The sequence below is a fragment of the Flavobacterium ajazii genome, from assembly GCF_010614725.1.
GTDB lineage: Bacteria > Bacteroidota > Bacteroidia > Flavobacteriales > Flavobacteriaceae > Flavobacterium > Flavobacterium ajazii.
On record NZ_JAAEHL010000006.1, the window covers coordinates 209,842 to 227,636 of the forward strand.

Genomic DNA, 17,795 nt, shown 5'->3' on the forward strand with positions numbered 1-17,795 from the left:
AACGGGTTTTTATTAATTTTTTTAAGAATTTTTTAGTTTTTTATACAACCTTTTTATTTTATGATACCCATAATATTATCATGACAATTTGAGTTTTAATCAGACTAACTATTATCAACCGTTAATATTTTTTAATCATGAAAGAAAAAAAAGAAATTCTGTTGAACATAAACCGAAGAAAAACCAAATTAAAATTTAAAAAATTACTAAGATTTATTTCAGAAAAGATAATTCATAGATAAAATTTTGAATAAAAAGGGGTTTTTAATTCAAAATTAAACCCGGTAAGTTTTAAATTTACCGGGTTTATTATTTATTATAGACTTAAGAATCCTTCTTATCTTTTTTAAATTCAAGTAATCCTTTATAAATCAATTGTCTGGTTTGATCACGAAGATCTTTCCTGTTTTCAGATGTAAGTCCTTTTGTTTCGATAAAAGCTAAAATTTTCCCTCTCATCTTACCGGGACTTCCACTTAAAAAAGTATATGAAAAACGCTTTTTATTATCCGCAAAAACAATGGGTACAATCGGAATTTGATGATCAATTGCCAATCTAAAAGCACCGTCTTTAAACTCATCCAGCAAAATAGATTCATCATCGGGTACTCCTCCTTCAGGAAAAATACAAATACTCAGACCTTTATTAAGCCTGCTTTGAGCTCTCTTAAATACTTCATTTTTGCTTTTTGAAGAATTTCTATCCACTAAAATACAGGTTCTTTTATAGAAAAATCCAAATAACGGAATCTTTACAAGCTCTTTTTTTCCAACAAAAACAAACGGATTTTTTATAATGGCAAGCATTAACATAATATCTGTCATTGAAGTATGATTGGCTACAATCATGTAACTTTTTCCCTTTTCGAGTGTTTGCAGACGCTCAATTTTATAATAAAAACCCATTCCAAAAAGGATGAATTTAGCCCAAATTCGAGCCATTTTGAAGAAATATGGATAACCGCTTTCGGTTATGATTGAAGCCAGTAAAAATGGCAGCATAATCAATATTGGAATAGCCATTAGGATGTAAAACCAAATGCGCCACAATATCCAAAAAATAATTTTTAATACTTTCATAGCTTCAAATGTAAGAAAACAGTTGTGATTATAAATTTTTGGACAACAAGATTTTCAGAATATTTAGCCTTTTATGAAAATAAAAAACTGAAATCTGAAAAAACTTTTAGAAAACTTTCTAATTTTTGCAGAAGAAAAAAATAAACCTTGCATGCTTTGCAAAAAAGTTTGCGAACTTTGCAGTTAGAAATAAGAACCAAAATGGCAAAAATACTTACCGGAGTTCAAAGTACCGGAACACCTCACTTAGGCAATTTGTTGGGAGCAATTATTCCGGCAATCGAATTATCGAATAATCCGGCAAACGAATCTTTTTTGTTTATTGCTGATTTACACTCGATTACACAAATTAAAGACGGCAAAACATTAAGAGAGAACACTTACAGCACTGCAGCGGCTTGGCTTGCGTGTGGTTTAAATCCTGATCAAGTAACTTTCTACAGACAATCTGATGTGACTCAAACTGCTGAATTAACATGGTATTTAAGTTGTTTTTTTCCTTATTCAAGATTAGCTTTAGCACATTCATTCAAAGACAAAGCTGATCGTTTAGATGACGTTAATGCGGGACTTTTTACGTATCCGATGCTTATGGCAGCCGATATTTTGTTGTATGATGCTGAATTTGTTCCTGTTGGAAAAGATCAATTACAACATCTGGAAATCACTCGTGATGTCGCTTCAAGATTCAATCACCAAATGGGTGAAACCTTTGTGCTTCCGGAAGCCAAAATTCAGGAAAACATTATGCTTATTCCGGGAACAAATGGTGGTAAAATGAGTAAATCTGCAAACAATATCATCAATATTTTTCTGGATGACAAAGCTTTACGAAAACAAGTTATGAGCATTGAAACTGACAGTACTTCACTTGAAGCACCAAAAAATCCGGATACCTGCAACGCTTTTGCTATCTATTCTCTTTTAGCAGATGAGACTCAGATTGTTCAAATGAGAGCCAATTATTTAGGTGGAAATTACGGTTACGGCCATGCCAAACAAGCTTTGTTTGAGCTGATTACAGAGAAATTCAAAACCGAAAGAGAAAAATACAACTACTACATTAATAACCTTGACGAAGTTGATTCCCTATTGAAAAAAGGCGCTGAAAAAGCTTCAGTTGTTGCCAATGGCGTTTTGGCAAAAGTTAGAGAAGTTCTGGGATTTGGAAAGTAAATATTACAAACCCGACAGATTTAAAACTTGTCGGGTTTTTATATAAAATCTAATTTTACTGAATCACTTATAAAACAAAATGTTTAGCAAAATATTTACAAAATACCTTTCATTCCTCTTAATACCACTTTTCGGATTATGCTTTATATTGAATTATTTATTTGGAAATGAGCAATCATTTGGAATAAATAAAACTGTTGGATGGGCATATGATTTTTCTAATCAGGTATTTTACAATGCAATCCTCTTGCCTATAAGTTTAAAACTTTTCGTAATAGGTTATTTTGTAATATTTATAATTCGAAGAAAGACAAATTTATATTTATCAATTTTTCATTTTGGTGTTATTATAATATCAATTATTTCATCCATAATTGGTTATTATTCAGTTGGTAACACATTATGTTTACTCTCTTTATTTATATTCTTTTTCAATATAATTAAAACTTACAAATAAGTAAATTAAATTGCCTCAAACAATTTCCCTGGCAAAGGTCTCACAACTCCTTTCAATTCCATATTCAATAAGATTCCTGAGATTTTAAAAATGGGTAACTCACATTGAAGAGCAATAATATCAAGCAGTTCTTTACCGTTTTTTAGTAGAAAATCATAAATCTTTTGTTCATCCAGTTCTAAATCTATAAACAATTGTTTTTGAATCGGTTTAATCTCGCTTTTTATATCCCAATTGAGCATATAAACCAAATCAGCGGCACTAGTTATTATATTGGCCTTTTGCGTCTTTATAAGTTGATTACAACCCTGACTGTATTTGTCTGTTACACGGCCAGGAACGGCAAAAACATCCCGGTTATATTCGTTTGCCATATTCGCTGTTATTAGCGAACCTCCCCTATCTGCGGATTCGATTACAATTGTTGCTTCAGACATTCCGGCTACGATTCTGTTTCTTCGCACAAAATTTTCCTTATCTGGATTCGTTGAACTCCAAAACTCGGTTATAAAACCTCCATTTTCCTCCATTTTAGCCATATACTTCTTATGCGCTTTTGGGTAAATCTGATTTAAACCATGAGCCAGAACTCCAATCGTCTGGAGTTTGTTTTCTATAGCCAACTGATGGGCCACAATGTCAACTCCATACGCAAAACCACTAACAATTACAGGGTTTAAAGGAGCCAGATCTTCTATCAAATCTCTGCAGAATTCAATTCCGTAAGATGTTATTTGTCTCGTACCTACAATACTGATTATTTTATTGTTATTTAAATTTATATTCCCGGCAGAAAAAATTAAAACCGGGGAATCAATGCAATGTTTTAATCGATCAGGATAATGTTCTTCCTGAAAAAAAGATGTTTTGATATTGTTTTGATCAATAAATTTCAGTTCCTGACTTGCCTTCTCAAAAACAGTTTTATCCTTTATATTTTTCAATAATACTGCCCCAACACCATCTACAGCAGCAATTTGACTATTTTTTGCCTTGAAGATATTTTCAGCATTTCCAAAATTTGCTAATAGTTTTTTGGCCATTATATCTCCAACACCTTCAACTCTAAGCAAGGCTAATAAATAAAATAAATCTTGTTGTGTCATGGCTTATAATTTTTCAGAGGAAGGTACTTTTAATAAACAGGACTTGTTCATATAAAAAACAAAGATGCAAATAGAAGTAAATTCTTTCAAAAAATAAAATTTTCAGCCATTAAATATATTCTTGATATAATATTAAAATATTTAAATTACTAAATATCAATTATATATAAAATATTTTGAATTGTTAATAAAAATTGTGAATAAATTTTTGATAACTATATTGGATGTATAACTTTGTTATTATGAAAATCGAAACTTACATCTCACAGTTATTATATCGTTATCAGTGTGTAACGGTCCCAGGATTTGGTGCCTTTTTAACCGAAGTTCAGTCGGCACAGTTAAATGAAAGCACAAATTCGTTTTTTCCTCCTAAAAAATTGATCTCTTTTAACAGTCAAATCAAAAACAATGATGGTTTGCTGGCGAATCATATTGCAAATGCAGAAAAAACATCTTATGGTTTTGCTGTAAGTTCCATTACTTTTGAAGTTTTGAACTGGCAAAAAGAATTAGAAGAAAATGGAATTTTATATTTGAAGAATATTGGTGAAATCCGTTTAAATAGTGATAATAAATTGGTTTTCAGTCCAAATCAGCAAAATAATTATTTATCAGCATCTTTTGGTTTAAGTCCTTTCGTTTCACCAATTGTAAAGAGAGAGATTTTTGAAAAAGAAATTGAAAGGATCGAAAAGAAACTACCTGCTCAATTCCATGAAAATGAGGAGAGAAAATCTTCAAATTCTTATCTGAAATATGCCGCTATTTTTGTGTTAGCCCTTGGAATAACCGGAAGTATTGGATATCCTTTATATCAAAAGCAAATTGCTGCAGAAACCTTAGTTGTTGAAAGTTCTGTACAGAAAAAGGTACAGAATAAAATTCAGGAAGCTACTTTTTTGATTCAGAATCCAATGCCGGCGGTAACACTTTCGGTTGATACTTCAAAAACAGAAACAGTTGAAAAAACTATGCCTTATCACATTATTGCAGGCGCTTTCAGAAGCGAAGCAAATGCAAGAAAAGCTTACAATGAATTGATCAAAGAAGGATATGAAGCCAGAATGCTGGGCGAAAACAAACATGGCTTATTTCCCGTTTTGTATGGAAGCTATTCTACCATGTCTGAAGCTGAAAAAGCACAAAAAGAGATTCGAAAAGCTGAAAATCCTGACGCCTGGATTTTAATCGAAAATCTATAAAATTTGAAAAATCCTATTCATTATAAAAACGAATAGGATTTTTTGTTTCACTTATTTAAAAAATTGCTTTCTAAAGTCTATTTTACATAATGTTTTTGCCTCTATTTCGTTCTAAAAGTTAATTTATACTGGCTTTGTACATTTTAAGTTCATCCCATGTAAATTCATCTCCATATTTTTCTTTTAAAGGTCCTAAAGATTCTTCCTGATAGAATTGAAAAGCTTCGCGCAAAGCAAGAATTTTATCATAAGGCAAAACATCTGAAATTTCGATTTTTTTTGCCTGAATTAACTTTACTAAATGAGTTTCTATAGTTTGAACTGTAAGCTTTCGGATACGTGCTATATCTTCAACTGAATTCTTTTCTAACCACAAATCGTGCGTTTCCTCAACAGTCGTCTTTTTTGGGCCTTTTTCATCGTTTTTAGCGACTTTTTTTGATGAATACCTTGTCATGGGTTCATCGACCTGAAACATGTCTGCATTTGTCGTTTTAAATTCTTCTCTGATTTTTGAAACTTTCTCAGCTTTATAATTTTTAATAGCAGGTGAAGTCAGTTTCTCTTTGCATACTGTTTCACGGGAAACCATTATTTCAATCAATAATCTTGCTTTCATGAGTCGTAAAACAGCTTTGGTCTGCAAATCGTCCAAAAAAGCTAATTCTTCATAAAATTCTTTTACTTTTTTAAATTTCTGAATTTCAGCCATTTTATGTAAAAGATCTGTAACAAGTTTATCCATTGGCTTGAAAAAATATTCGTAAGCAGCCTCTACCCTTTCTTTTACAAATAACAAATCGACTGTTTCGGTACTAAATATTTTATTAAGCTGAACAATAAATTTTTGCGAATGATTTGCCAGCCCTTCAATAGAATTTAGACTCTTATGAGCCCAAACCGAGTGTTTTCCTTTTTCTGATCCAGACGCATTTTCATTATAACTAAATCGGTGATTGCGCCATTCCTGTGCCAAATCTGTCCAGTTAAAACTGTTTATCAAATAGTTATGAATAAAATTTTTGGTTTCAAAATGAAGCGAATTTTTTAAATCGTCTTCAGTAGCCTTATTTAAAGCATAATCCATTACATCCTGGTCATTAGAAATACCATTCATACGTATCGGAGAAAGCAAAATAAGCCCTTTTAAAGACGTTAAACGAGAAAGTGCCACATAGGCCTGCCCAGGAAGAAAAACTTGCGATACATCAAGCGCAGCTTTCTCAAAAGTTAATCCCTGACTTTTGTGAACTGTAATTGCCCACGCCAATTTAAGCGGATAATGTGCAAACGTACCTAAAACCTCTTCTTCAATTTCTTTTGTGAGTTCATTTATTTTATACCTAATATTTTTCCATTCGTACTTCTCTACTTCAATGGTTTTGTTTTCTTCCGGAAAATGAACAAAAATTTCTTCGGCTGATAGTGATTTTATTACACCCATTTTTCCGTTAAAATATCTTTTGTCAAAAGAAAGATCATTTTTGACAAACATAACCTGAGCTCCAACTTTCAACTTCAGATTTTCTTCCACCGGAAATATTTTTTCAGGAAAATCCCCAACAATAAAAGGCTGATAATTATACACATTTCCTAATAAATCATTGATTGCCTGTTCATTGATTGAATCAGCTTTTGCATTATGGGTAGTAAGAGTAATATATCCCGGATTAAGTTTTAAATCAAAATCAGGTTTTACATATTGATTTAAAACCTGAATATCCTCAGGTGAAATCGTATTATTCCGAAGATTATTTAAAACTGAAATAAAAACATCATCACTCTGACGGTAAATTTTAGACAATTCAATATAAAGAGGCGGATTATGCTGAATAACATGCGAATGAAAAAAGAATTTTCCCTTATAAAAATTACGCAGCGTACGCCATTCTTCATCTCTGATTACAGGTGGCAATTGCAATAAATCACCAATAAAAAGTACCTGAACCCCGCCAAAAGCCTTTGTATTCTTTCGAACTGTCTGCATCATAAAGTCAATAGCATCAAGCAGATCTGCACGCAGCATACTTACTTCATCAATTATCAGCAATTCCATATTACGAATAACATTACGCTTCACATTATTCATTTTAAAATGACGACGCAAAGATTCTTTATTTTCAAATTTAACGGTTTCTGTAAACTTTGAACTTTCCCCATAAGACGGAATAAAAGCAGAAAAAGGCAATTGAAACATGGAATGAATCGTAACACCACCTGCGTTAAGCGCAGCAATACCTGTTGGAGCAACAACAACCGTATTTTTATGTGTTGTCGCAATGATTTCACGCAAAAGAGTCGTTTTTCCAGTACCGGCTTTGCCCGTCAGAAATATAGATTTTTGCGTTTGATTGATAAATTGTAAGGTATAAGCAGCTGCTTCTGAAACGTTTTGCATTGGGCAGATATTGAAAAACTAAAAGTATCGCATTTTTATAAAATAAAAAAACCTAAATCTGTTTAGTTTAGATTTAGGTTTTTAAATGGTTAGTTATTTTGGCAGTTATTTTTTAGCCTCTTCACCTTCTTTAGCAGGGGCTTTATCTGTTTTTGGTTCAGCTTTATACTTGTCATTCAAAGCTTTAACTATTTCTTTTGTAATATCATACTTATCTTCTGCATATAATACTGTTGCTGCATCACCTGTCCCGTAGATATAAGAATATCCATTCTTCTTACCATAATCTTTGATGAATTTCTTCACTCCACTTACAAGAGAATCCATTTCAACACCACTTTCTTGCTGCAATTGTTGAGCTAAAGCCTGTTGAGCATAGCCTAATTGCTGCTCTCTTTTTTGCAATTCTGCACCTCTTTGCTGTGCCCATTGCTGACCATTAGCCTGTGCCTGACTTTGAAAATTTGCTGCATCTTGTTTAAAGCGATTAATTTCAGCTTGAAGTTGTCTTCCTTTTTCTTCTGATTGTGCTTTGTATTTTGCTTCTAAGTCTTTAGCTTCAGTGTACTCTTTCATTAAAACTGAAGTATCTACGTAAGCTGTTTTTACTTCCTTTACTTCAGCTGTTTTATTACATGAAACAACCAAAACCGAAAGCGCGATAATTACTAATGCTTTTTTCATTTTCTGAATTCTATTTTTTTTATGTATGAAAGACAAAAATATAAAAAAATAAATAGCATCAACATAAAGTTTAAAAAATGCTGTTTTTTAGAGATAAAAAATTTTCAAAACTAATATTTTTAAATTTTTCACAATACATAACCAAAAAAGCAAGCACAAAAAATTCAAGTCAAGAATATTTTCAAAGTTTTGTTTTTAATAATAACAAAAACGTTATACTATTTTTTTATATAATCTTGATTTAAAAATTTGAATTCATAAAACGAAGAAAAACTCACAAAACAGCAGTAATTTCAAAGCATTATTTTTTTTTATGAATACAAAAAAAGCTATAAAATATCATTATTAAAAATGACTTTCATAGCTTATGTTAGAGGTGTTTTCTCGGAAAAGACAATATAAGCCTCGTTTAATCAAAGAAAACATCTTAAATGCGCTTATTTTGCGTTTTAACTGTTTTTTATCACGTAAATGTGAGACGAATACTCTTTTGTTCCCGATGCTTTTAAATTTGACTTTAAACCGATAAAAAAAGCTTTGATATAATTCATTTTTCCCGTTTTATATTTTTCTGATAAAAGGCTTACGTAAAACGAATCAAATTTCATCGGAAGTATTTTTTCTAACTTCATATCTACTTTTTCAAAAAGGAGCTGAATTGATTTTTTAGAGAAATGCCAAAAGTGAATCGGCACATCATAAGCTGCCCAAAAAGTTTGATAATGATTTGCATCAAACGATTTGTAATTTGGAACCGCAACAATTAATGTTCCAGTTGGTTTTAGCAAACGCTTCAATTCTTGTATCTGATGTTCTAAATTTGGAACGTGTTCCAAAACATGCCACATCGTAATTACATCCAAAGAATTATTTTCTAGAGCACTGATTTCTTCTACAAATGAAATCCCTTTTTGTTTTGCACTATTTTTTGCTCTTTCGCTTGGTTCTACTCCAATTGTCTCCCAGCCGTTATTTTTTGCTGTCAAAAGAAAATCTCCTGTCCCAGCACCAATATCCAGTAATTTACCTTTTTGAGGCTGTTCGGCATTAATTAAATTCAATTTATTCTGAAGCGCTATGTTTTTTACAAAATGATAGGCTTTTTCAAATAAGGAACGTTTGTTGTCTGTATGCGAGATATAATCTTCACTTTCGTAATACTTGCCTAAATTTTGCAATTCTGGCTGCGGTGAAGTAATCAGCATGTCTAATTCTTCATCATAATACAAATCGAAAATTTCTTTTGAAACAGAATGATCTTTTACCGTAAGAAAGTGTTTTTTGTTTAAAACGTCCATTTTTAAAATTATAGATATTTGGGTTTAATTTATAGCAAATCCTAAAAACGAAATTTTATCATTTTTAGGATTTTTATTTTTTGTTATTTGTTATTTTCCAATTGATCTTCACAGCTGCAATTTTATCATTTTCTAATCGAATATCATTCAAAACATAAAAACCATTTAGAACATAAAATTTCTAATAGCGATCTGTATTTTTCTTTATTTCGTTTAATATCTCTTTCATGATCGATAACCCAGCCGTTCAAAATTTGATTATAGTTTTCTGTATTTATTAAAGCATCACAATACGATTCAAATTCCTGAAATGTTTCGTGACCAAATTGAATTGGATATTCATTATTCCACAGTTGCCACAATGTTTCTTTTTCTTTTTCTGAAAAACTATTTTGATGTACAACTTTTATTTTTTGATTTCTTTTTAAAAAACGTTTCACGTGGAACATTTGTTTAGTGATCAGTATTCCAGTTTTTAGTTGGCAGTTAACTGAACACTAAAAAACTGAACACTGATCACTACAAATCTATCTTCCCATATAAATCAAAAGCACGGAAATATCACTTGGTGATACCCCGCTTATTCTTGAAGCTTGAGAAATGGTTACAGGACGAATCTTGCTTAATTTCTGTTTGGCTTCAATCGACATGGATTTGATTTTATTATAATCGAAATTGTCTGGAATTTTTACTTCTTCCAAACGATTCAGTTTATCGGCATTATTTCTTTCCTTTTCGATATAACCCGAATACTTAACTTGAATTACGGCTTGCTCAACAATTTCTTCATCCAAATTATTCTCTTCGATATATGTGGCAACTTTATCGAACTTCAGCATATCCTCCAATTCGATTTGCGGACGAGAGAAAATTTTAAACATTTTATCTCCCTGCGAAATTGGGGCAGATTCTTTTGCTTTCAAAATTGGATTTGTTTCAGCAACACTTACACTCGTTTCTTTGAAGAACTGAACCATCTTTTCAGATTCATTCAATTTCTTTTCCATTCTTCGTAAACGAGCTTCAGAAGCTAAACCAATTTCGTATGACATTGGTGTCAATCTGAAATCGGCGTTATCCTGACGCAGCAAAGTTCTATACTCCGCTCTTGATGTAAACATTCGATATGGTTCTTCTGTTCCTTTCGTAATCAAATCGTCAATCAAAACTCCGATATATGCTTCGTCACGTTTTAAAATCAATGGATCTTTTTCGTGCACTTTTAAATGCGCATTGATTCCTGCCATCAAACCTTGAGAAGCTGCTTCTTCATATCCGGTTGTTCCGTTAATCTGTCCTGCGAAATATAAACCTTCAACCAATTTAGTTTCCAAAGTATGTTTCAATTGAGTCGGCGGAAAGAAATCATATTCGATAGCATAACCAGGTCTAAAGAATTTTACATTTTCAAAACCTGCAACAGAACGAAGCGCTTTGAATTGAATATCTTCTGGAAGCGAAGTTGAAAATCCATTTACATAAACTTCACAAGTATTCCATCCTTCTGGCTCCACAAATAATTGGTGACGCTCTTTATCTGCAAAACGATTAATCTTATCTTCGATAGACGGACAATATCTTGGCCCAAGACTTTTGATTCTTCCGTTGAACATTGGAGAACGATCAAAGCCTTCTCTCAAAATATCATGAACATCCAAAGACGTATATGTCATATAACAAGAACGCTGATGCGTTAATGGAGAAGTCACATCTGAATAAGAAAATTTATTTGGCTTTGCATCTCCTTTTTCTTCGTTCATTTTAGAATAATCTAAAGAACGTCCATCTACTCGAGGTGGCGTTCCTGTTTTCATTCTTCCAGCTTCAAAACCTGCTTTAATCAAATCTTCGGTAATTCCGATCGCAGCACTTTCTCCTGCTCTACCTCCACCGAATTGTTTTTCTCCGATATGGATCAAACCATTCAAAAAAGTACCATTTGTCAAAACAACAGATTTGGAACGAATCTCCACTCCTAGTGAAGTTCTAATTCCTTTTATCTTTCCTTCTTCGATAATCAACCCTTTTACCATCTCTTGATAAAAATCAAGATTTGGAGTTGCCTCCAGCATCATTCTCCATTCTTCTGCAAAACGCATTCTGTCGCTTTGAACTCTTGGCGACCACATTGCAGGTCCTTTCGATTTATTCAACATCTTAAATTGAATTGCCGTACGATCCGAAACAATTCCTGAATATCCTCCAAGTGCATCGATCTCACGAACAATCTGTCCTTTTGCAATTCCACCCATAGCAGGATTACAAGACATTTGTGCAATGTTCTGCAAACTCATTGTAACCAATAAAGTTTTAGATCCCAAATTTGCAGCTGCAGCTGCAGCTTCAGATCCAGCATGGCCAGCACCAACCACAATAACATCGTATTTTTCTAAAAACATTTTGTTTTATTATTCTCTAAAAACCGCTAACGCGGTTTTTAGAATTACATTTATTTTTCTCTTGTTCCACGTGGAACGTATATTTTTTTTTGTTTCAAGTTTCAGGTTTGAGATTTCAAACTAGAAACTTTAAATCACAAAACCCAAAGAAACGTTCCACGTGGAACGTTTATAAAATCTTCAATCTAGAACTTTCGAATAGAACTCTCAAAGCAGAACTCTCTCAAAGCAGAACTTCCAAACAGAACTCTCAAAAACAAAATTCAAACTCATGTTCCACGTGAAACATTTTAAATATTTCACTCTAAAAATCCTGTTTTCAAAAATCGTTCCACGTGAAACACTACTTATTTACCTTAAAAATTCAAACTTTAAAATCGTTCCACGTGGAACGATTTTAATTATTTATTCAAACTTCCTATATAACGTTCCACGTGGAACGTTATATAATTTCTTTATTTCTCTTTTAAAATGTTTCACGTGGAACAAACTTCTATTTAAAAGTATTTAATTACTGTTCCACGTGAAACATCTTCATCTTTTCTTCTTCCTTTGATCTCATCAATTGAGCATCTTCGTCGCTCTTATCTTTATAACCACAGTAATGAAGTATACCATGAGCTAATACTCTTTTAAGTTCTTCAGCGAAAGAAACATTAAAATCTTTTGCATTGTCTGCAACACGTTCGACAGAAACAAAAATATCTCCATTCAACTCGTTACCAACAGTATAATCAAAACTGATAATATCTGTTAGGGTATCGTGATCCAGATATTCTACGTTAATTTTATGAAGGTATTCATCATCACAGAATATATAATTTATTTCTCCTTCATTCTTGTTCTCTGAAACAATAACAGCAATAAGCCAGTCATTGAATGCTTGCTCGTCTCCTAAAGTAAAATCAGTTTCGTAATTAAAATTTATCATTTTGTATTAAAGTATTCTTGAACTTTTTGATTAAAATTCGAGCGCAAAGGTAGTGATTGTCTGTTTAATATCTCAACGCTGTTTAAATATTCCAATAGTGAACTTGGTAAAGCATTGGAACGATTTGTAAATTCTGCCTTATTGGTTTCAGATTTTCTTTGTGTATCCTGACCTTGTTGCTGAACTGCATTATTCAATTTCCATAATTCCTGCTGTATATTTAGAATACGCTGTAAGTTCTCATTCTTAAATCCTTTATTTAAAATCTGCTTTTCAGATTGTTTCATCTGATCTATTACAGATCTGCCTTGAGCATCTAAACCTTTCTTTGCTAATTCTTTTTGTAATGCTTCACGAAGCTTAACCTGCTCTTTGTAAATTTCCATTATAGCTTCTGCATCACCTTCTCCATCTTCTCCTTCACTACCATTCTTCTCTCCTTTTCCGTTCTTTCCATCTTTACCAGAATTACCTTTGTCACCACTTTTATTTCCTTGGCCTTCCTTACCTTGTCCATCTTTGCCCTGCCCGCTTTGTCCTTGTCCAGACTTACCATCTTTTCCTGCTCCTGGTTTATCTCCTTGTTGCTGTCCTGGTTTCATTCCGTCTTTCATTTTATCAGCAAGTCCTTTTTGTTTCTGAATAATATCTGGTAACTGCATCCCTTGTCCGTCTCCAGGTTTTGGTTTTCCTGCACCTGGTTTAGACATCGACATCTGCATATTGTTTAATAAATCACTTAAGAAATCAGCTAACTTATTAGCAGATGAAACTGCATATTGCTGATGTGAAACACCTCTAGGAATCTGAACATCGGTTAAAGTTTCTATAGCTTTGTCCATGTTGTATTGTACATTTCCAATTTCTTTGGTAACGTCCTCAGCTACCTTTGGATTACGTAATGATAGTGCAAACAAACTATCATCAACATGTCTGAACTGCTGTTTCAAATTCTGCTGAATCTTAATATTTTTTGTAAATGTAGAAGAACCTAATTTCATTGCTTTAAACTGTTTCATCACATCTTCTTGTGATAAAGAATACGCTAAAAGATTGTCTAGAATCTGACGAAGCATTGCTACATCTTCTTCCATCTGTTCTTGTTCACCACCTTCCATTTCACTCTGCATTTGTTGAGCCATAGACTTCATTTTCTTTGAAGCACTTTTCTGTTTTGGTTTAGCAGATGAAGTATTCTTTTTACTTAATTCTTCAGAAGCTTTATTCAAATCATTCTCCACATCTTTCTCTTTTGAAGCATCAGTTGGAATGTCCAAAGGTTTCTTTAACGTCCTATTTTCCTCTTTCAAATCTTTTAAATCTTCTTGAATCTTATCAAAAGATTTATTGATTTCATCCTGCTTCTCCTTCGTATTTTCTTTTTCTTTATTAGATAATTGTTCTTGCTGATCTGCTAGTTTATTTAGTTTCTCAGCAACCTGTTCAGCTTTCTTTGAAACATAAAAACGTTTGGTTAGCTCTACTAATTGTTCTAAATTACGAGATTGGTTTTTACTGATTTGTTTGAACTTTTCCATTTTATCAAACAGTTCTTCACTGTTTAATTTATCATTCAAGTTCTTTAATTCATCTAATAATTTCTGGTTCTTTTCTAAATCTTTCTCTGCATTATCTAAACGCTTTTGTAAATCTTCAGCTGTTTTATCTTTCTTATCATCTTTAAACTTGTCTAGATTCTGATTCATTTTTTCAGAAAACTGTTTCATCATTTCGTCTTGTTGTTTCTGACGTTTGATAAAATCATTGATCTTCTGCTGATCTTTAAACTCTAAATTATCTTTTTCTTTTCCTGCATTCTGAAGCTTATCCATTTCTGAAATCTGCTTTGTTTGGTTCTTCAAAGATTTAGATAAACTATTAATGTTTTGATTTTGTTGTTGTAATTCCTGATCGTGAACTTCATCTGTTGTAGCTACACGATCTGAAAATGTAGAAGACTTTGTACTCTTAAATCCGTGTGGTGTATCGTTATCAAAAACTTCAAAGTAGTACTCGTATGATACTCCTTCTTCTACAGGAAGGTTACTTGGAAAATTAAAAACAAACTGATCAAATACACCAGACTTCACGGGAATGTTTCCACGTTTAGCAGACTGTGGTTTGTTACGTTCGTAGTATACAATTTGTAATTTCGATAGTCCATAGTCGTCACCTAGTCTACCCAAAATATAGTTCTTATCCAGCTTCAAACTATCAGGTGCAGGGCCAACACTAATACTTGGAAACTGATCTTTGATCACAGACAGCTGATAGTCTAGTTTTTCGTAGTTTTTAACCTTATCGTTTGATGTAAGTATTTGATATTCGGTATTTTGACTTATATTTTTAGCCAATTTAAACTCATTTTCTGCCTTATTAAACTTAAACACTTCATTATCTCTTTTCCATACTACTTCTTGTGTAGATTTGGTGTTCATTTTCCAGGTTACAGTTGTTCCTTCTGGTACAATTGCGTTTCCTGTTCCTTGAATTGTTTCTGATTTTTTCTTTAGATAAGAAGGAAAATTTAAAACCATTTCGAAGTTAGCGATTGACGGAACAGTGATCACTTTCAATTCATATTCTTCTGAAACAACCGAATTTCCTTCAAAAGAAAATTGAATATTTTCTACCGGTTTCTCCACTTTAAATTCAAACTTTCCAGCTTTAGAAGATTCCATAAAATAACTTTCATTACCAATATGAATCATCACATTTTCTGGAACTACGTTACCAACAGATTCCATTTTAATCACGAAATCTTTGTTTTGTTCTGCTTGTAAATTAGAATTCAAAACCACAAATTTGAATGGAGCTGGTGGTAAAAAAGCAGAATTAAAATGCACTACTCTATTCAAACTTTGCGAAATTATATTACTATTTCCAGAAATATAAAACACAGCGAAAAGCAAAATTGGAACTAAAGCTAATGGCAAATACTTTTTATTTGTTTTAAAATTGATCGCATTTCCAAAAGGAATTGGCTGTAAAGAATTTGCTTTTTGTTCGATCGAAGCCAAAACCAATTCTGAACTTTCAGCATTATTATCAGATGCTAATTGCAAAAAGTTAGTCAGCTTATCGCTCACTTCTGTGAAATGATTTCCAATAATTTTTGAAGCCTGAGTATAATCAATTCCCTTTTGAAGTTTGAATAATTTGAATAATGGAAACAGAATTAAACGGACTAAAAGGAAAACTTCAACTCCTATAAATAACCAAAATAGAAAAGTTCTTCCTAAAGGTTTTAGCCAAAGAAAGTATTCGATAAAAAGCGTAAATAGAAAATATAATAATCCAAAACCAGTAAAAAGTAATAGTCCTTTTATCAATTCGTTGGTATAATATTTCTTAATGAAAGCCTCTAATTTTTGATAAATTGCAGATGATGTTTTCAAAATAAATCTGTTTTAATTATAACCTATAAAAGTAGTAATTATAAAGATTCAAATTCCAAAAAATTAAATTCCAAATTCCAAGTATCCACTGCCTTTTTAATTTGGAATTTTAAAAAATTGGGATTTATCTAAAGTTGTATCTTTGCATCAAAATATAAACAAAATGTCAAAGCAAGTTCGTGTGCGTTTTGCACCAAGTCCAACAGGGGCGTTACACATTGGCGGAGTACGTACTGCCCTATTTAATTATTTGTTTGCCAAAAAACATAATGGCGTTTTTTATCTGAGAATTGAAGATACAGATCAGACTCGTTTTGTTCCAGGTGCAGAGGCTTACATTATGGAAGCTTTGGAATGGTTAGGAATTTCTCCTGACGAAACCGTTGGGAAAAATGAAAAATTTGGTCCATACAGACAAAGTGAACGTAAAGAATTATATAAAAAATATGCTGACGAATTGATTAATTCTGGATGGGCATACTATGCTTTTGATACTCCTGAAGCTCTTGATGCTTTAAGAAAAGAACATGAAGCTGAAAAGAAAACATTTATTTACAATCATACAAACCGAGAAAAACTAGATACCTCTTTAGTAATTGCTACTGATGAAGTTTCAAAAAGAATTGCAAATGGAGAACATTATGTAATTCGTTTTAAAACTCCGGTTAACGAAACTTTACATTTAAAAGATATCATTCGTGGTGATGTAAATTTCGAAACCAATCTGTTAGACGATAAAGTTTTATTTAAAAGTGACGGAATGCCAACGTACCATTTGGCCAATATTGTGGATGATCATTTAATGGAAACTTCACATGTAATCCGTGGTGAAGAATGGCTGCCATCTATGCCACTTCACGTTTTATTGTACAGAGCTTTTGGCTGGGATGCTCCAGAATTTGCACATTTACCTTTGATTTTAAAACCAAGTGGAAAAGGAAAATTATCAAAACGTGATGGTGAAGTTGGAGGATTTCCTGTGTTTCCTTTAGATTGGAAAGACTTAAAAGGTTTTAAAGGTGATGGATATTTACCAGAAGCATTAGTAAACTTTTTGTCAATGATTGGCTGGAACGATGGAACGGAAAGAGAATATTTTTCATTAGAAGAATTATGCCAATCTTTTGACTTAAGCAGAGTTCATAAAGCAGGTGCAAGATTTGATATTGATAAAGCAAAATCTGTGAATCATCATTATTTATCAAACAAAAGTGATTCATTTTTAGCTGCAACTTTTCAACCTGTTTTAGATGAAAAAGGAATTAAAATTGAAAAAATTACACTTGAAAAAATAATCTCATCAATAAAAGAACGTCTAGTTTTAACAACTGACATTTGGGATTTGACTGATTTCTTTTTCCAGGCTCCAACATCTTATGATGAAAAAGCAAGCAAAAACTGGAAGAAAGAAACTCCAGCTTTAATGCAGGAATTGATTTCAGTTTTAGAAAACATCGAAGATTTTACTTCTGCAAATATTGAAACAATTGTAAAAGACTGGCTGACTAAAAACGAAATCGGAATGGGTAAAGTGATGCAGCCTTTCCGTATAAGTTTGGTTGGAGCGCTTAAAGGTCCTCACCTATTTGACATTGTTGAAATCATTGGAAAAGAAGAAACTATTACGAGAATTCAAAAAGCAATTTCAAGTTTATAATTAGAA

At 32.3% G+C, this 17,795-nt stretch carries 12 protein-coding genes; 3 read left to right on the plus strand and 9 right to left on the minus strand.

Annotation, left to right across the window (positions count from 1 at the left end; translation table 11 throughout):
* Nucleotides 1-324 precede the first annotated feature (324 nt).
* Complete coding sequence (locus GWR14_RS12790) at nucleotides 325-1,080, minus strand: lysophospholipid acyltransferase family protein (RefSeq protein ID WP_163409413.1); 756 nt, start codon at nucleotides 1,078-1,080, stop codon at nucleotides 325-327.
* A gap of 201 nt (nucleotides 1,081-1,281) precedes the next feature.
* On the opposite strand from GWR14_RS12790, the gene trpS reads away from it, so the two are divergent.
* Entirely contained in the window at nucleotides 1,282-2,256 is a 975-nt protein-coding gene (trpS, locus tag GWR14_RS12795) for a tryptophan--tRNA ligase (RefSeq protein WP_163409414.1), read from the plus strand.
* A gap of 462 nt (nucleotides 2,257-2,718) precedes the next feature.
* Here trpS and dprA read toward each other — a convergent pair whose 3' ends face one another.
* On the minus strand, nucleotides 2,719-3,819 hold the full coding sequence (gene dprA / locus GWR14_RS12800) for a DNA-processing protein DprA (RefSeq protein WP_163409415.1): 1,101 nt from the start codon (nucleotides 3,817-3,819) through the stop codon (nucleotides 2,719-2,721).
* A gap of 242 nt (nucleotides 3,820-4,061) precedes the next feature.
* On the opposite strand from dprA, the gene GWR14_RS12805 reads away from it, so the two are divergent.
* Nucleotides 4,062-5,024 (plus strand): HU domain-containing protein, encoded by a 963-nt coding sequence (locus GWR14_RS12805; RefSeq protein ID WP_163409416.1) that lies wholly within the window; start codon nucleotides 4,062-4,064, stop codon nucleotides 5,022-5,024.
* Nucleotides 5,025-5,142: 118 nt separating this feature from the next.
* Here the strand turns inward: GWR14_RS12805 and GWR14_RS12810 are convergent, their stop codons facing one another.
* From GWR14_RS12810 to GWR14_RS12840, 7 genes are all read right to left on the minus strand, one after another.
* Nucleotides 5,143-7,422, minus strand: coding sequence for a helix-turn-helix domain-containing protein (locus GWR14_RS12810; RefSeq protein ID WP_163409417.1), 2,280 nt, complete (start codon nucleotides 7,420-7,422; stop codon nucleotides 5,143-5,145).
* 105 nt (nucleotides 7,423-7,527) lie between these two features.
* Nucleotides 7,528-8,106 carry an OmpH family outer membrane protein gene (locus GWR14_RS12815; protein ID WP_163409418.1) on the minus strand — a complete coding sequence of 193 codons (579 nt, stop codon included), beginning with the start codon at nucleotides 8,104-8,106 and terminating at the stop codon, nucleotides 7,528-7,530.
* 449 nt (nucleotides 8,107-8,555) lie between these two features.
* Entirely contained in the window at nucleotides 8,556-9,404 is an 849-nt protein-coding gene (locus GWR14_RS12820; protein WP_163409419.1) for a class I SAM-dependent methyltransferase, read from the minus strand.
* A 143-nt stretch (nucleotides 9,405-9,547) separates the two neighbouring features.
* Nucleotides 9,548-9,844, minus strand: coding sequence for a hypothetical protein (locus GWR14_RS12825; protein ID WP_163409420.1), 297 nt, complete (start codon nucleotides 9,842-9,844; stop codon nucleotides 9,548-9,550).
* An 87-nt stretch (nucleotides 9,845-9,931) separates the two neighbouring features.
* Complete coding sequence (mnmG, locus tag GWR14_RS12830) at nucleotides 9,932-11,803, minus strand: tRNA uridine-5-carboxymethylaminomethyl(34) synthesis enzyme MnmG (protein WP_163409421.1); 1,872 nt, start codon at nucleotides 11,801-11,803, stop codon at nucleotides 9,932-9,934.
* A gap of 511 nt (nucleotides 11,804-12,314) precedes the next feature.
* Nucleotides 12,315-12,734 carry an rRNA maturation RNase YbeY gene (ybeY, locus tag GWR14_RS12835; RefSeq protein ID WP_163409422.1) on the minus strand — a complete coding sequence of 140 codons (420 nt, stop codon included), beginning with the start codon at nucleotides 12,732-12,734 and terminating at the stop codon, nucleotides 12,315-12,317.
* The gene (locus tag GWR14_RS12840) at nucleotides 12,731-16,132 is read right to left on the minus strand and encodes a DUF4175 family protein (RefSeq protein WP_163409423.1); all 3,402 of its coding nucleotides are present in this window, start codon (nucleotides 16,130-16,132) and stop codon (nucleotides 12,731-12,733) included. The genes ybeY and GWR14_RS12840 overlap by 4 nt, the downstream gene beginning before the upstream one ends.
* A 163-nt stretch (nucleotides 16,133-16,295) precedes the next feature.
* Between GWR14_RS12840 and gltX the strand changes: the two genes are divergently transcribed.
* A complete protein-coding gene (gene gltX / locus GWR14_RS12845; RefSeq protein WP_163409424.1) occupies nucleotides 16,296-17,789 on the plus strand; it encodes a glutamate--tRNA ligase in 1,494 nt (497 codons plus the stop codon).
* Nucleotides 17,790-17,795: the final 6 nt, after the last annotated feature.

What these genes read in the sequence shown, in the direction of transcription:
- ybeY (WP_163409422.1), bottom strand. Translation starts at nt 12,734, where the DNA reads ATGATAAATTTTAATTACGAAACTGATTTTACTTTAGGAGACGAGCAA.
- dprA (WP_163409415.1), bottom strand. Translation starts at nt 3,819, where the DNA reads ATGACACAACAAGATTTATTTTATTTATTAGCCTTGCTTAGAGTTGAA.
- trpS (WP_163409414.1), top strand. Translation starts at nt 1,282, where the DNA reads ATGGCAAAAATACTTACCGGAGTTCAAAGTACCGGAACACCTCACTTA.
- GWR14_RS12810 (WP_163409417.1), bottom strand. Translation starts at nt 7,422, where the DNA reads ATGCAAAACGTTTCAGAAGCAGCTGCTTATACCTTACAATTTATCAAT.
- GWR14_RS12790 (WP_163409413.1), bottom strand. Translation starts at nt 1,080, where the DNA reads ATGAAAGTATTAAAAATTATTTTTTGGATATTGTGGCGCATTTGGTTT.
- mnmG (WP_163409421.1), bottom strand. Translation starts at nt 11,803, where the DNA reads ATGTTTTTAGAAAAATACGATGTTATTGTGGTTGGTGCTGGCCATGCT.
- gltX (WP_163409424.1), top strand. Translation starts at nt 16,296, where the DNA reads ATGTCAAAGCAAGTTCGTGTGCGTTTTGCACCAAGTCCAACAGGGGCG.
- GWR14_RS12815 (WP_163409418.1), bottom strand. Translation starts at nt 8,106, where the DNA reads ATGAAAAAAGCATTAGTAATTATCGCGCTTTCGGTTTTGGTTGTTTCA.
- GWR14_RS12805 (WP_163409416.1), top strand. Translation starts at nt 4,062, where the DNA reads ATGAAAATCGAAACTTACATCTCACAGTTATTATATCGTTATCAGTGT.
- GWR14_RS12820 (WP_163409419.1), bottom strand. Translation starts at nt 9,404, where the DNA reads ATGGACGTTTTAAACAAAAAACACTTTCTTACGGTAAAAGATCATTCT.